Source organism: Yinghuangia aomiensis (assembly GCF_039542225.1).
Lineage (GTDB): Bacteria > Actinomycetota > Actinomycetes > Streptomycetales > Streptomycetaceae > Yinghuangia > Yinghuangia aomiensis.
The window spans coordinates 209,359-224,361 of sequence record NZ_BAABHS010000016.1 but is presented as its reverse complement, the minus strand read 5'-3'; the positions used below and the strand labels follow the sequence as shown (position 1 = coordinate 224,361).

16 protein-coding genes are annotated in these 15,003 nt (G+C 71.6%); 7 read left to right on the top strand and 9 right to left on the bottom strand.

Annotated elements, in window-relative coordinates; translation table 11 throughout:
- Positions 1–96: 96 nt before the first annotated feature.
- The 4 genes from ABEA93_RS23165 to ABEA93_RS23150 form a co-directional block, all read right to left on the bottom strand.
- Positions 97–243 carry a hypothetical protein gene (locus ABEA93_RS23165; RefSeq protein ID WP_345677618.1) on the bottom strand — a complete coding sequence of 49 codons (147 nt, stop codon included), beginning with the start codon at positions 241–243 and terminating at the stop codon, positions 97–99.
- Between the two features lie 297 nt (positions 244–540).
- Complete coding sequence (locus ABEA93_RS23160) at positions 541–1,911, bottom strand: protein-L-isoaspartate O-methyltransferase family protein (protein WP_345677617.1); 1,371 nt, start codon at positions 1,909–1,911, stop codon at positions 541–543.
- Positions 1,912–2,001: 90 nt separating this feature from the next.
- The gene (locus ABEA93_RS23155) at positions 2,002–2,946 is read right to left on the bottom strand and encodes a helix-turn-helix domain-containing protein (RefSeq protein ID WP_345677616.1); all 945 of its coding nucleotides are present in this window, start codon (positions 2,944–2,946) and stop codon (positions 2,002–2,004) included.
- 183 nt (positions 2,947–3,129) lie between these two features.
- Complete coding sequence (locus ABEA93_RS23150) at positions 3,130–3,801, bottom strand: hypothetical protein (RefSeq protein WP_345677615.1); 672 nt, start codon at positions 3,799–3,801, stop codon at positions 3,130–3,132.
- 511 nt (positions 3,802–4,312) lie between these two features.
- Here ABEA93_RS23150 and ABEA93_RS23145 point away from each other — a divergent pair.
- Positions 4,313–5,317, top strand: coding sequence for an alpha/beta hydrolase (locus ABEA93_RS23145; RefSeq protein ID WP_345677614.1), 1,005 nt, complete (start codon positions 4,313–4,315; stop codon positions 5,315–5,317).
- Position 5,318: 1 nt separating this feature from the next.
- A complete protein-coding gene (locus tag ABEA93_RS23140) occupies positions 5,319–5,519 on the top strand; it encodes a hypothetical protein (RefSeq protein ID WP_345677613.1) in 201 nt (66 codons plus the stop codon).
- A gap of 150 nt (positions 5,520–5,669) precedes the next feature.
- On the opposite strand, the gene ABEA93_RS23135 is transcribed toward ABEA93_RS23140, so the two are convergent.
- The 5 genes from ABEA93_RS23135 to ABEA93_RS23115 form a co-directional block, all read right to left on the bottom strand.
- Complete coding sequence (locus ABEA93_RS23135) at positions 5,670–6,230, bottom strand: GNAT family N-acetyltransferase (RefSeq protein ID WP_345677611.1); 561 nt, start codon at positions 6,228–6,230, stop codon at positions 5,670–5,672.
- 62 nt (positions 6,231–6,292) lie between these two features.
- On the bottom strand, positions 6,293–7,183 hold the full coding sequence (locus ABEA93_RS23130) for an ATP-grasp domain-containing protein (RefSeq protein WP_345677610.1): 891 nt from the start codon (positions 7,181–7,183) through the stop codon (positions 6,293–6,295).
- 205 nt (positions 7,184–7,388) lie between these two features.
- Entirely contained in the window at positions 7,389–8,435 is a 1,047-nt protein-coding gene (locus ABEA93_RS23125) for an alcohol dehydrogenase catalytic domain-containing protein (RefSeq protein WP_345677609.1), read from the bottom strand.
- A 5-nt stretch (positions 8,436–8,440) separates the two neighbouring features.
- On the bottom strand, positions 8,441–9,238 hold the full coding sequence (locus ABEA93_RS23120) for an SDR family NAD(P)-dependent oxidoreductase (protein ID WP_345677608.1): 798 nt from the start codon (positions 9,236–9,238) through the stop codon (positions 8,441–8,443).
- Entirely contained in the window at positions 9,235–10,467 is a 1,233-nt protein-coding gene (locus ABEA93_RS23115) for an LLM class flavin-dependent oxidoreductase (RefSeq protein WP_345677607.1), read from the bottom strand. The genes ABEA93_RS23120 and ABEA93_RS23115 overlap by 4 nt, the downstream gene beginning before the upstream one ends.
- A gap of 161 nt (positions 10,468–10,628) precedes the next feature.
- Between ABEA93_RS23115 and ABEA93_RS23110 the strand changes: the two genes are divergently transcribed.
- The 5 genes from ABEA93_RS23110 (at position 10,629) to ABEA93_RS23090 (ending at position 14,967) form a co-directional block, all read left to right on the top strand.
- Positions 10,629–11,615: a helix-turn-helix domain-containing protein gene (locus ABEA93_RS23110; protein ID WP_345677606.1), complete on the top strand. Its 987-nt coding sequence runs from the start codon at positions 10,629–10,631 to the stop codon at positions 11,613–11,615.
- A gap of 155 nt (positions 11,616–11,770) precedes the next feature.
- Complete coding sequence (locus ABEA93_RS23105; protein ID WP_345677605.1) at positions 11,771–12,049, top strand: hypothetical protein; 279 nt, start codon at positions 11,771–11,773, stop codon at positions 12,047–12,049.
- Complete coding sequence (locus tag ABEA93_RS23100) at positions 12,046–12,291, top strand: hypothetical protein (RefSeq protein ID WP_345677604.1); 246 nt, start codon at positions 12,046–12,048, stop codon at positions 12,289–12,291. Before ABEA93_RS23105 ends, ABEA93_RS23100 begins: the two co-directional genes overlap by 4 nt.
- Before the next feature lie 211 nt (positions 12,292–12,502).
- Positions 12,503–14,188, top strand: a complete 1,686-nt coding sequence (locus ABEA93_RS23095) for an ABC-F family ATP-binding cassette domain-containing protein (protein WP_345677603.1) — start codon at positions 12,503–12,505, stop codon at positions 14,186–14,188.
- Between the two features lie 59 nt (positions 14,189–14,247).
- Positions 14,248–14,967, top strand: a complete 720-nt coding sequence (locus ABEA93_RS23090; RefSeq protein WP_345677602.1) for a flavodoxin family protein — start codon at positions 14,248–14,250, stop codon at positions 14,965–14,967.
- Positions 14,968–15,003 lie beyond the last annotated feature (36 nt).

Below are 15,003 nucleotides of genomic sequence, written 5' to 3'. Positions count from 1 at the left end.
GGAGAGTTGCACGGTGGCCCGCCCCGTTTTCAAGGGCGCGTCCACCGGCAGACGGCGCACACACCGGCACACGACCGGCGCGCATCCCCGCCAACATCAGCTACACCACTCAGCGGGACGCCATCCGAAGACCTCTCCGTTCCCGGCAGGTCCCGTCCAGCATGCGACGACGCCGTGGGAGGCGGTGTCGCGGTCGCCGAGCTTGTCGTAGTCGGCGAAGGAGAACCACAGTGCGGTATCCACGTCCTTCCTCGAAGGTGTCGAACAGTTCGTCTGGGTGACGCACTTGCTCGTCCTCGTCGGGATCGCTCCTCGCGGCAACTGCCAGGCCATGCCGTTTAGATCGCCGGCGACTCGGTAGACACACGTGCCGTACTTGGCGATGGCGACCGGCTTGCCGTGGGACAAGGCCTCGCCAAGGTCGGCGCGGAAGGCTTCGGCATTCCGCGTGACCCGATGCTCGGGCCCGGAGCTCCAGAGGCCCAACGCGCCCCACCAATACGGAAACTGCAGAACACCCCAGCGAGGATGAGCGTTCTGTTACCGCTCCCGCCCCGAACCCCGGTCGGGGTTCCAGTGGATCCGATACGTGTGATCCCGCCGGATGATCCGCCACGTCGCCCCACGCGACGGCCGACGGGGGAGCGGGCTGCCCGTGGGATAGGCGGAGATCTCCATCTCGGTCGGGTCGACGTCGGGACAGTCGGCGAGCCGCGACATGACGTCGTCCGCGACGCCCGGGTCCCCGTAGGACGTCAACCATCCGTCGATGGCGATGGCCAAACCGGCCTGTTCGGCGTCATACGCACCCCACGCGGCGGGCGCGCCGTGTGCGTCCGTGAACAGGACCGTGCGCGGCTCGGACAGCGCGAGCGCCCACCAGCGGCGGTCCGTCAAATCCGGGACGGGCCCCGCGGCCGTCCCCTTCCGGCCGGCCAGGAGACCGATCGTCTCGGTGTCCGCCCCCGACAACGCCTCGCCGACCACCCACAGGCCGATCGCCCCGGCACTCAACGGTCGCGCATGCGGCCCGGCCGCGTGCGGGCCACGCAACTGGAGGAACCCGCAGCGCGCGACGGACACGCTGCGCAGGACCGAGCCGTCGCGGCGCAGCGCCACCGACAGCTCCAGACCCGGCCGCAGCCACAGCGGGGCGACGAGCAACCCTCCGTCCGCCAACTGGGTCCGCCACGTGGGCGCGATGTCGTCGACACCGACGGTGGCGTGGATCCGGTCGTAGGGGGCGCCGTCCGCCGAGCCGCGCCAGCCATCCCCGTGCCGCAGATCCATCGGCGTACCACCGCCCGGCCCCAGCTCGGCGAGCCGCGCCGCCGCGGACGCCACCAACCCCGCATCGAGTTCGACGGACGTGACACGGCCCCGCGCACCGGCGAGTTCGGCGAGCAGCGCCGTGTTGTATCCGCTGCCCGTGCCGATCTCCAGGACACGGTGGCCGGGGCGCACGTCGAGTTGCTCGAGCATGATGGCGACGATCGACGGTTGGCTGAGTGTGCTCGTCGGCACTCCGGCCGCGTCCGCGGCAAGTACGGCGACGCGGTCGGCATACGCGGCATCCACCGGCGTGCCCGGCGGCGCGAACAGCTCCCGGGGCACCGCGTCGAACGCCGCGGCCACCGCGGCCGAGCGGATCAGGCCGTCGCGGCGCAGCGCGGCGACGAGGCGGCGCCGATGACGGGCCGCGCCGCCGGGGGAGACCCCGGCTCCGCCGCCGGCCTCGTCCCCGGCGACGCCCCCGCACGGAGAGGCGTCGTCGGTCGCCTCCCCATCCCCTGGCTCCCCGCCGCAACCGGCCTCCCCATCAGCCGCGGAGGTTCTGCCGCTTCGGTTGGAGGATGTCCCCGCGGTCGCGTCCTGCGGAGCATGCGGATCCCTGGCGCTGTCCTGGCTCACGGTCGACTTGTACCCGAATCTGCTTGCGTGTACTAGCGACTCGTCTGTACCGAAATGCGGGGCGGGGGCGCGCCGATGTGATGAGTGAATTCAGGGGCCGTCGAACGGCTGCGGGCAAACGCTGTCCTCGGTGCGCCTGGCGCCGACGATACCGAGCAATTGGAGTGCGTCGGCCGACGGCGTTCCCGCCTCGGCGGTGAGCACGACCAGGAGCAGACCCCGGTCTTGCGTCGGGCTGAACGCCTCGTAGGCCAAGGTCAGTTCGCCGACCACCGGATGGTGGTACGTGTGTGCCCCGAACGCCGCCGCCCGCACCGACGGCTCCGCCCACCAAGTACGGAACTCGGTGCTGTTGAGCGAGAGTTCCCCGACAATCGACGCCAGGCGCGGATCCTCGGGATCCCCAAGGGCACAGGCCCGGAACGCAGCTAGCACGGTTCGCGCGGCACACTCCCAATGCGCCCCGAACAACGCCCGCACCTCGTCGTCGCGGAACATCAGCAGCGCCGCGTTCCGCCGCTCCGCAGCCACCCGCCCCAGACGGGAAAACAGCGCGGCTGCGAGCGGATTCCACGCCAGCACATCCCCATGCCGGCCCAGCAACACCGCGGGCGACCCGTCAAGGGAGTCCACAAGCCGCCTCAGCCCCGGCCGCACCGGCTCCCGGGGCGCCCGCAGCCTACGCCCGCGCGGCGAACGCGTCGGCGCCGCACCGGCAGTCCCGGCCCCACCACCGCGCTCCACCACCATCGCGCCGCCCGCGGCGTCGGCGAGATCACGCAGCATCGCCCGCTCCCGCCGGTCGAGCTTCAGTGCTTGCGCGAGATCGTCGAGGATCTCCGTGGAAACCCGAGCGTGGCGGCCTTGTTCCAGGCTCGCGTAGTACCCGGCACTGATCCCGGCCAGCGCCGCCAGCTCCTCCCGGCGCAGTCCCGGAACCCGCCGGGGGCCCGCGCCGGACAAGCCGACATCGCCCGGCTGCAAAGCCGCCCGCCTGCCGCGCAGAAATTCTCCGAGATCGGTGCGTTGTTCCACGTCCAGCAGTATCGACGCCCGGCGGGATCCCATCCTGGGCCTGCTGATCCCAGGACTGGCAGTGCCCGGACAAGCGCGCTGCATCGATCGGGATGCCGAGCAGTCCGGGCGGGTCGACCGGGCCGTCGACGTTGTCAGCCCCACCGGGTCGCCCGCAACGCTCAACGCGCCCGAGCCCCGGGCTCACGCGCTTCCGTCCGCAGCCGCGGCAAAGCGCGCGCTCACCTCGTCGACGAGCACGGCATCGGGCGCGGTCCCGCTGTCGAACAGGCCCCCGACGGCATCGGCCACGATCCGCTTCGCGCGTTCCTCGTTCATGCCGTGATCGGCCAGGAACCAGGCGAGCACCTGCATGCAGTGCCGGTGCCAGCCGCTCTGGGCGCGTGTCCGGTCGGCGACGACGGTCACCAGACGAGTGCAGGCACGCTCCCAGCACCAGGGGTCCACCGCGGATTCCGGCATGTCCGCCGGGGGTCCCAAGGTCGCGAAGCGTTCCGCCAATTCCTCGAGCCAGCGCCGCCATTCCTGCAAGGCCTCGACCACCCGCGGCGCTGTCGCGTCCGCCGTCGTCACCGAATCGGAGGCACAGCACCACGCCTCGACGACTCCGCCGTCGAGGTCGCCCTCACCGACCGACCAATTCCACCCGCAGGCCCACCGTCCGCAGCGCTCCACCAGGAGCCGGGTCACGGCGTCCAGGGACCTGCCGCGGGACTCCGCCGCGACCTCGGCGGCGGGCAGCAACGGTGCGACCAGCTTCGCCAGCTCGACGGCCGCGTTCCAGTCCAGCGTGAACGGATGGCGGCCGGGGTCGACGTCCGACCACTGCAAAGCAAACGGGCGCACGTCACTCACCGCGCCACGCTGCCGTGGGCGGCCCTCGAGGTCCAGCGACTCACCGTCGACTGCACCTCCCCGCGCGCCCGGCTGCGGTGCCGTTCGCCGCCGCAGCACGCGACCCCGTCGGCGGGTGATCTCCCCGCGGTGTCTGCGGGGCTCGGCGGTGCGGGACGAGAAGGGTCCATCGGCCGGAAGCCGTCATCGCTGCGCGGGCGCGCATCCAGAGCGCCGCCGCGCGCTTCGCCACACCGGCGGCAAACCGAGCAGCCGACCGGGTCACCGCGGCCGTGACCCTGGCGTATGCGGTCCGATAGCGTTCCCTCCACTTGCTCTGACGCTGTGTCAGGCCTGTCTTGCGGAGGCTGTCGTGGCCGCACCTCGGCTCGGTGATCGCGGCGCGCGAGTTGCGTCGGCGTTTCTGCGTGGGGTCTTTGCACTTCCCGGGCCCCTGCTGCGTCCGCTCGCCGGACCGCCGATCCGGTCGGCCGACGGCCGACACGAAATTCCGGCGTCGAGCCGCGCGGTCATGCGGCTGATCCGCAACCAGATGCCGACCGGGCTCGCGCAGCTGGAGCGGCTCCGGACCGACAGCGGACGCGGCGGACCGATCCTTGCCGGGCGCGAGGGACGCGACCTGCGGATCTCCGACTACACGGTTCCCGGCGCGGCCGGACCGCTGCGGGCCCGCCTGTACGAGCCGGCCGCGGCGCCGGCGTCCGGACCGCTGCTGGTGTTCTTCCACGGCGGCGGATGGGTGCTCGGCGGCATCGACAGCCACGAGCCGGTGTGCCGATTCCTGGCCGCGCGGTCGGGCGTGCGGGTGCTGTCGGCCGAGTACCGGCTGGCGCCCGAGCACGCGTTCCCGGCCCAGTTCGACGATGCCGCGGCGGTCTTCCGGCACGTGTGTGCGGATCCGTCGCGGTTCGGCGCGGCCCCGGGGCGCATCGCCGTCGGCGGGGACAGCGCCGGCGGCAACCTGGCCGCGGCCGTCGCCCACGCCTCCCTGCGCACCGGTACCGCGCGACCGGCGTGGACGCTGCTGATCTACCCGGCAACCGACGTTCTGGGGGACTACCCCTCGCGCGCGGCGTACGGGAAGGGCTTCGTCATCGACACCGACACGTGGACCGGTCCCGAAGGCCTCATCGCGTCGCTGCTGCCGCATGCCGACGACCCGCGGCTTTCGGTAATGCGGGACCCGGACGTCGCCGGGCTTCCGCCGACGTACATCGCGACGGGAGGGTTCGACCCGCTGCGCGACGAAGGCGAGGCGTACGCCGAACGCCTCCGCGAGTCCGGCGTCGACGTGAAAGCACGGCGCTTCGACCGGCTGTTCCACGGGTTCGCGAGCTTCGCGCCGGTGGAACGCCATTGCGGTGCGGCGCTGGACGAGATCGCGCAGGAACTCCGCACGGCGATGGCGACCGAGCCGGCCCAGAACGCGCCGCAGGAACCGCAGCCGGCCGAGCCCGCGCCGCACGAGCCGGCCGCACCCGAGTCGGCCGCCGACGCGGCTGCGGAGCAGGCCTGAGATGCCGCGTAACGTCCGCCTCGGGATCGCTGCCGGGCTGTGCCTGGTCGCCGCAGTGGTGTTCGCGGCCCTGGGCCGGTGGGGTGACGTGGAGACGGCCGAGCAGATCGCGTCGCTCGGGTTGGGCGTGGTGGCGCTGGGAAGCGCGGTGCTGGTCATGTACCGGATGCTGCCACCGGACGACGAACCCGACAGCGACTGAACCGTCCGGCTGTGGACAACCGGTGGGCCCTCGCTCCGCCGCAGGGCCGCGCCGCCGAACTGGCCGATCCCGGGCTGCCCGACGGCCGCCCCGCGAGCGCGGCACTCGGCCGGTGGAGGGCGCGTCCGGCTTCGGCGCGCAGGCCGGCGCCTAGCGGAGCCCCCGCCACGCCGCCCGGGTCAGTTCGTACTCCACTTCGCCGTGCTCGGATCCGGGGATTGCCTCGGGCCAGTCGCCGGTGAAAGTCCGGAGGAACGACAGGCCAGCCTTCTCCATGACACGCCGCGAGCCCGCGTTCACCGCCATCGTGTTCGCCGTCACGCGTTCCACCCCGAGATCGGTGAAGCCCTTGCGGATCAGGGCGCGGGATCCCTCCGTGGCATATCCGCGGCCCCAGGCGGCCTTGTTCAGCCGGTAGCCGAGTTCGACCACGGCGGGGCTGTGCTCGTCCAAGGGACGGAATTCGAACCAGCCGAGGAAGACCCCCATGGTCTTGTCCTGCGCGGCCCAGTAGCCGGGATTCCCGGTGCACGGGTGGACGTGCAGGAGCCTGGGCAAGGTCCGTGCCCGGATCACCTCGCGGCTCGTCGGTCGGCCACCGCTGATGAAGCGCATGACGTCGGCGTCGCCGTCCAGTTCGACGAGATGCTCCACGTCCGCATCGGTGAAAGCGCGAAGCACGAGCCGCTCGGTCTCCAGGAAGATATGCACTCCGCGATCGTCGCTGCCCGCAGCCGCCGAAACCACGGAATATCCGCGTCGGCCGCCCTGCCCTACCGCTTCAGATACGCCGCCACAGCATCCGCGAACCGCTCCGCCGCACCCTCGTCATAGCGCAGGAACAGCGACGGCTCCGTCAGTTCAAGTTCCAGCAGCACCGGGTGGCCGTCCGGGCCCGGAATCAGGTCCACGCGGGCGTACAAGAGCCGCTCTGCGCCGCCGGGGACAGCGGCCAACGCCAGCTGGGCGGCGTGGAGTTCGCTGTCGGAGGCGGTGCGCGGGCGGATGTCCTCGACCTTGTACAGGCCGACCTCGTCGGCCGGGCCGTCCAGGAGCGCGCCCTTGCGGATGGCGTGGCTGTAGTGGCCGCCGACGAACAGCACCGCAGTTTCGCCCGCTGTGTCCACAGCCTCGAGGTACGGCTGCACCATCACCGTGCGACCTTCGGCGAGGAGCTGCGTCGCCAGGCCCGCGGCAAGGGCGCGCTGGGAGGCGTCCGCCATGTCGTACAACCCGGTGTTGCGCGAGCCCGCGCTTATCGCCGGCTTGACGACGTAGCGGCCATCGTTGGGCAGGGTGAGGGTGCTGTCGGGTTCGATCCAGATCGTCGGCACGACCGGGACGCCGGCCGCGGCCAGGTCCCGCAGGTACGTCTTGTCGCTGTTCCACCGCACCACGTCGGCCGGGTTCGCCAGCCGCGGCACGGTCTCCGCCCACGCCACGAACTCCGCGTGGTGGTCGGTGTAGTCCCACGTCGACCGAATGATCGCCAGGTCGTACACGTCCCAGTCCACCGACCGGTCGTTCCACACCGCAGGCTCGGCCGCGATGCCGCGGGCGGCGAGCGGGGCGATGGGGACCGACTCGTCCTCGTCCAGGTGGGGCAGCTCGGCGCACGTGACAAGTGCGACGCGGGCGGTGACGGCGGGGTTCTGAGCGGACATGCGGTCACGATATCCGGATGATCCGATCAATCCGCCGCCGCCCCGCCGAGCACCCGGAACACCACCGGAAAGCGTCCGAGACGGCACCCAAGGGGCGCCGTCTCGGACGGGCGATACCGCAGAAAGCGGGGCCGACGACCGGGCACGGGGGAGTGATCCCGGCCGTCGGCGCGCGTCGCCGCTCGGGGCCGCGGCGTCCGGGGTGTCAGGGGCCCTGGACGTCGACCAGCAGCTTGAGTTCTGTGCCCCGCTCCAACGCCGCGAAACCCGCCGCGACACCCTCCAACGGGATCGGTCGGACCCAACCGTCGAGCGGGTAAGAACCGTTCACCAACCCGTCGATGACCGCAGGAAAGTCGTTGCAATACGCGCAACTTGCGACGATGTCGACCCCGCCCAGAAATGCCGCCATCGGATGGAACGTCACCGGCTTCATGTACACGGCGACCGTCACCGCACGACCGCCCGGCCGGGTCGCCGCGATCGCCGCATGGAACGCCGGCTCGACGCCCGCCGCGTCGATCGACGCGTCCACGCCCTCGCCGCCCGTCAGCTCCCGCACCGCCGCCGGCACGTCCACCGCCGCCGGGTCGAGCACCAGGTCCGCGCCGCCGCCCGTGAGCGTCGCCAGATGTGCGATCGCCGCCCGCCGGTCCGGCGACGGCTCCGACACCACGATCCGCTCCACACCGCGCGCCCGCAGATCCAGGAACACCGCGATACCGATCGGCCCCGCGCCCAGCACCAGCGCGCTGCCGCCCACCGGAACCCGCGCCTTCGACACCGCGTGATGCGCCACCGAAATCGGCTCGACCAGCGCACCCTGCACCGCCGTCAACGACTCCGGCAGCACATGCACCATCGACGCCCGCACCACCGTCAGCGCGGACATCCCGCCGCCCTTCGGCGACAAGCCATGCCACACCATGTTCCGGCAGAAGTTGTACGTCCCCCGACGACACGGCGCGCACTGCCCGCACGTCCACATCGGCTCGACCGACGCCAACGCGCCCGGCCGGATCGCCGGATCGTCCACACCCGGACCGACCTCGACGACCTCCGCGGAGAACTCGTGGCCCAGGATCAGCGGATCCTGCACCACCCCCCGCAGCCCGCCCTCCCAGAAATGCAGGTCCGAACCGCACAGCCCGGCGAACCGGGGCCGCACCAGCACCTCGCCGGGACCCGGCGACGGCTCCGGAACATCCTCGATCCGCAGATCCCGCGCCTCGTGCAACACCGCAGCACGCATGCTCGTCACTCCCGTCCCATGCGCTCGAACGCGCCGATCAAATCCGGGTAGCGGCCCGTCCGGGCACCGCCGTCCACGCCGTACAGACTCCCCGACACGAACCCGGCCTCGTCGGACGCCAGGAACAGCACCACGCTCGCGATCTCCTCCGGCTCCGCGAACCGGCCCAGCGGCGCGTTCTCCACGTACTCCTCGACCACGCCCGGGAGTTGCCACATCGGACCGGTCGCCTGCGTACGCACCAGACCCGGCGCCACCGCATTGACCCGCACCCCGTGCCGGCCCATCTCCAGCGCCGCCACCTCGGTCAACGCCACCACACCGGCCTTCGCCGAGCAGTACGCGCCCATCCCGCGGCCCGCCTGCACCGCATTCAGGCTCGCCATGTTCACGATCGACCCGCCGCCGCGCTCCGTCATCACCCGGCCGGCATGCTTCACCGTCAGGAACACGCCGTTCAGACACAGGTCGACGATCCGCCGCCACTGCGCATAATCGTGCGCGACCAACTCCGACGACCCACCGCCGCCCGCATTCGCCACCGCGATGTCCAGCCCGCCGAAACGCTCGACGGCCAACGCCACCAGCGCCTCGACGTCCGCCTCGTCGGTCACATCGCAACGCCGGCCCGCCGCGGCCTCCGGACCCAGCTCGTCGAGCACGGCGTCCAACGCCTTCTCGTCGATGTCGCCGAGCACCACCCGCGCGCCTTCGGCAACCAGCCGCTGCGCCACCGCACGCCCGATCCCGGCACCCGCGCCGGTGACCAGCGCGACCTTGCCCGCCACCCGGCCCCCGGTCACGCCGACGCTCCGTCCGTGCCCGAACCGAGCGACGCCGCGGCCTTGTCCGCCGCATAGTCCTTGACCGCCTTGCCGAGCGCCTGCGCCGTCTGGTCGCGCCACCGCTCCGACAAACCGACCTGCCAGTCCTGCGAACCGAGCGGACCCGCCGACTGACCGGTGAAGTGCGGAATCACCTCACGGGCGATCAACTCGTACGACCGCTTCGTCGCCTCCGGATCCGCGAAGTCCGCACCCATGAACAGGTACGTGCCGAAGCCGCCGGACTTCTGCCACAGCCGCTCGATCTGCGCCACCGCCATCTCCGGCGTCCCGCAGATGAACGAACCCGACGCGTTGCCGTGGTCGATCCGCTGATCCAACGTCGCCGAAGCGTCGTAGGGGATCGGCAGCACCTTCGCCTGGTAGTCCTGGATGTCCCGCAGCCCGTACGCCACCTCGCGGCGCGCCTGCTCCTCCGTCTCGGCGATGTGCATCATGCCCATCAGCCGCCACTTGCGCCGGTCCATCGACTGGCCGTACTGCGCCGCCACCTCGTTCGCGACACCCCAGTGCGACCCCAGCGCGTCGAAACCGCCCTCCTGGCTCGCCGCGATCGACAGCAGACCCGCCCCGAACCGGCCCGCGGTGCGCGGCCCGGCCGGCGAGAACGTCGCCGCCACCGCGATCTCGAACGACGGGTCCTGGAACGGCCGCAGCTGCAACTGCGCGTCCTGCAGCGTGAACCAGTCCGTCTTCCGGGTCACCGGCTCGCGACCCGCCAGCAGCGCGTCGATCGCCTCCAGCGACTCCTCCATCATTTCCCGCTGCCGCGCCGTGTCGATGCCCAGCATGTGCGCGTCCGACGCCAACTGGCCCGGGCCCACACCCAGCATCACGCGGCCGCGCGTCAGGTGGTCCAGAAGCACCATGCGGTCCGCCACGTGCAGCGGGTGGTGGTACGGCAGCGACACCACGCCCGTGCCCAGCCGCAGGTGCTTGGTGCGTGCCGCCGCCGACGCGATGAACAGCTCCGGAGAGGCGACGATCTCCCACCCGCCCGAGTGGTGCTCGCCGACCCACGCCTCGTCGTAGCCGAGCCCGTCCAGGTGCTCGAGCAGCCGCAGGTCCTGCTCCAGCATCAGCGTGGGGTTGCGGCCGGCCTTGTGGAAGGGGGCGAGGAAGACCCCGAACTTCAGCGGCCACCGCTCACCCGCGGCGACCTGCCCGGCAATTTCGTACGCCGACACGCGGCCTCCTGACGTTCTGTCACCCCACCGGGCGACGTTGTGCGAACACCCGCCGGACCGATCGTGCTCCGACGTGCCGTCACCTTGACAGGACGCGATACGCGAATCAAGAGTCGCACTATGCGAACAGATGGGGCAGATGCGCTACGCTGCCGCCCACCATGAGCCGACCCTCCCCGCAGACCGACCGCCTCATCGCCCTGGTCGACCTGCTCGCAGCCCGCCCCGCCGACGACTTCAGCCTGGCCGAGATCGCCCGCGGACTGGGCGTCGGCAAGGCGACCGTGCACCCCATGCTCACCACCCTCACCCGCGCGGGCTGGCTGCTGCGCCACCCCGTCCGCCGCACCTACCGCCTCGGCCCCGCCCTGGTCGCCGCGGGCCGCGCCGCCGCCGAAGGCGACCCCGCCCTCGACCTCGCGCGCCCGGTCATGCGGCGCCTCGCCGCCGACACCGGACTCGGCGTCCTCGCGCTCGTCCCCGGCGGCGACGCGGCCGGCGAGGACGACCTGCGCGTCGGCGAACTCGTCCGCACCCGCGGTACGGGCACCACCCTCGGCATGCGGCTCGGCGACCGCGTCCGCCCCCGCCCCCCACTCGGCTCCGTCACCGTGGCGTGGGGCGGGCCGCACGCCGTCGACACCTGGCTCGCCCGGCTCGATACCGAGCCGACCACCCCCGGCGCCGACTCGCCGGCCGTCTCCGCCGCCCGCACCGCCCTCGAACCCGCGCTCGCCGGCATCCGCGCCCGCGGCTGGGTCGTGGAAACCGAGAGCCGCATGCGCGACCGCCTCGACAGCCTCGTCGCCGACCTGGAAATCGAACTCGGCACCGGAGACTGGGACTCCACCGGCCACGCGGCCGCCCTCCGCCGCGCCATCGCCGACATCGGCAGCACCTTCGACCCCTCCGACGCACTGCCCGCCACCGTCGAACCCGACACGGTGTACCGGGTCTCGTCCGTCAACGCCCCCGTCTTCGACCCGGACGGCCAGGTCGCCGTCGCCCTGTGCCTCATCGACCACCCCGACCCGCTCACCGGCCGCGACGTCAGGGCCCTCGGCGAACGCGTCCGCGCCGCCGCCGACGAGGTCACCGCCGCCCTGCACGGACACGAACCCGACGCGCCGCCGCCCGCAACCGGCTGAGACCGGTGGAGACCCGCGCGGCCGCGGACCGAAGCACGGCCCGCCTCTGCCCGACCTTGTCGGGTTTCTTGCGATGGTTGACCGGATTTGGGGTTCCGCCCCAGGCGGTTGCCCTCTCGGGGTAGCGTGAAAGCTCCGCTGAAAGGAGCCGCTCCATGGAGCACGCCCTGCGCACCACCGTGCGCGGCAGACGGGTCGAATTCCCCGGCACCATCGACGATATCCGGGCTTCCCTCCCCGCAGAGCAACGTGCCGAATTCGACCGGGAGATCGGCGCCGCACCCATCATGGACGTGCCGCTCATCGCGTTCCGCTGGAGCTACCCGCCCGAAGCCCGGGAGGAAGACGACGAGATCGTCGCGCGTATCAAAGCGGGGGAGTTCGCCGGAGTGACCTACCTCGATGTGGACGGCGACGCCTCGGCGGCCCCATGAGCCGCTTCCGGATCGAGTTCTCCAACGAAGCCCGCTCCGCTCTCGCCGTTCTCCCCGCCGACCGCCGCCGCCACTTCGACCGCGGCATGACCGACCTCGCCGACGACCCGTACGGTGCCAACTCCCGTGCCATAAAGGAACACGACTACCGCGAAGCGCTCGTCGCCGACTGCCTGGCCGTCTACTACATAGCCGAAGGCGTCCTGGTGGTCACCGTCGTCCGGGTCATCCCAGCACCCTAGCCCGGACGCATGCGCGTATCGCCCGACCACCGTGCGGGGCGGGCCGGCCACCGACCGGCCCGCACGCCCGCACCGCACACGCCACCCCCTCCCGGCGCTCCCCGCCGGCCCCGCCGCACACCGCTCCGGCGATATCCGCTGGCGTCCCGCCCCCGCGCGCGATAAGAAGTCCGGATACATCCACACCACCCGGATTCGGAGTACGCGCGCCGTGGGGCATCTCGACATCAACACGGTGAGCTACTCGCTGCCCGACGGACGGGTCCTGCTCGACGAGGTCGGCTTCCGCGTCGGGGACGGGAACACCACGGCACTCGTCGGCGCCAACGGAGCCGGGAAGACGACCCTCCTGCGGATCGTCACCGGGGAGATCAAACCCGACGCGGGCGCCGTCACACGCAGCGGCGGTCTCGGCGTGATGCCGCAGTTCATCGGCCGGATCCGGGACGAATCGACGGTGCGCGACCTGCTCGTGTCCCTCGCGCCGCCGCGGATCCGGGACGCCGTCCACGCCGTCGACGCCGCCGAGCTGGCGCTCATGGAAACCGACGACGAACCCACCCAGATGGCCTACGCCGGAGCCCTCGCCGAGTTCGCCGACGCGGGCGGCTACGAACTGGAACCGATCTGGGACCAGTGCTGCACCGCCGCCCTCGGCATCGGCTACGACGTCGCGAAATGGCGCCGCATCACCACCCTCTCCGGCGGCGAACAGAAACGCCTCGCCCTCGAAGCACTGCTGCGCGGACCCGACCCCGTCCTGCTCCTCGACGAGCCCGACAACTACCTCGACGTCCCCGGCAAGCAGTGGCTCGAAGGCGCGCTCCGCGACACCTCCAAAGCCGTCCTGCTCGTCTCGCACGACCGCGAACTGCTCGCCAACGCCGCCGACCGCATCGTCACCATCGAACTCGGCGCCGCCGGCAACACCGCCTGGGTGCACGGCGGCTCCTTCGCGACCTACCACGAGGCACGCGAAGCCCGGTTCGCCCGGTTCGACGAGCTGCGGCGGCGCTGGGACGAAGAGCACGCCAAGCTCAAGGCACTCGTGCAGATGTACAAGAACAAAGCCGCCTACAACGACGGCCTGGCATCCCGCTACCAAGCCGCCCAGACCCGGCTGCGCAAATTCGAGGACGCCGGACCGCCGCAGAACATCCCCCGTGAGCAGAACGTCAAGGTACGCCTGCGCGGCAGCCGCACCGGCAAGCGCGCCGTCATCGCCGAATCCGTCGAACTCACCGGACTGATGCAGCCGTTCGACCTCGAGGTCTGGTACGGCGACCGGGTCGCCGTGCTCGGTTCCAACGGCTCCGGCAAATCGCACTTCCTACGGCTCCTCGCGGCGGGCGGCAGCGACCCCGACGTCGAACACCGCCCCGTCGACGCCACCGCCGTCGCAGCCGTCGCCCACACCGGCAACGCCCGGCTGGGTGCCCGCGTCCGACCCGGCTGGTTCGCGCAGACACACGAGCATCCCGAATTCGACGGCAAGACCCTCGCCGACATCCTGCACCGGGGCGACGCCCACCGCTCCGGACTCGGACGGGAAGCGGCGGCGCGCGTGCTCGACCGCTACGAACTGGCCTACGCCGCCGAGCAGACCTTCGACACCCTGTCCGGCGGCCAACAGGCACGCTTCCAGATCCTCCTCCTGGAACTGTCCGGCGCGAACCTGCTGCTGCTCGACGAGCCCACCGACAACCTCGACCTGGTCTCCGCGGAAGCCCTCCAGCAGGCACTCGACGTATTCGACGGCACCGTGCTGGCGGTGACCCACGACCGGTGGTTCGCCAAGGCATTCGACCGGTTCCTCGTCTTCGGCAGCGACGGGCACGTCCGCGAATCCGACCAGCCCGTGTGGGACGAGCGGCGCGTGGCCCGCAAACGCGGCTGACCGGCCGCACTCCGGGGTATCCGTCCGCGGAACCACCGCCGACCCACCCCGGAGCCACCGTGACCACCGCGCCGCCCGCCCGCTACGACGACCTCACCGCGCTGTACATCAACTGCACCCTGAAACGTTCACCCGAACGGAGCAACACCGAGGGGCTCGTCGCGATCAGCCGGCACATCATGCGCAAGCACGGCGTAACCGTCGACGAGTTCCGCGCCGTCGACCACGACATCGCCACCGGCGTCTACCCGGACATGACCGAGCACGGCTGGGCGAGCGACGCGTGGCCCGGCCTGTACGAGCGCGTCATGGCCGCCGACATCCTCGTCCTCGCCGGCCCGATCTGGCTCGGGGACAACAGCTCGGTCACGAAACGCGTCATCGAACGCCTCTACTCGTGCTCGAGCGAGCTGAACGACGCCGGGCAGTACGCCTACTACGGGCGCGTCGGCGGCTGCCTCATCACCGGCAACGAGGACGGCATCAAGCACTGCGCCAGCAACGTCCTCTACAGCCTTCAGCACATCGGCTACACGATCCCGCCCCAGTCCGACGCCGGCTGGATCGGCGAAGCCGGGCCCGGCCCGTCCTACCTCGACCCGGGATCCGGCGGTCCCGAGAACGACTTCACGAACCGCAACACCACCTTCATGACATGGAACATGCTGCACCTCGCCCGCCTACTCAAGGACGCCGGAGGCCTCCCCGCCTACGGCAACCAGCGCACCGCCTGGGACGCCGGCACCAGGTTCGACTTCGAGAACCCCGAGTACCGCTAGCACCCGCGCTCGCCGCGGGCGAACCCGGTCGTCGCG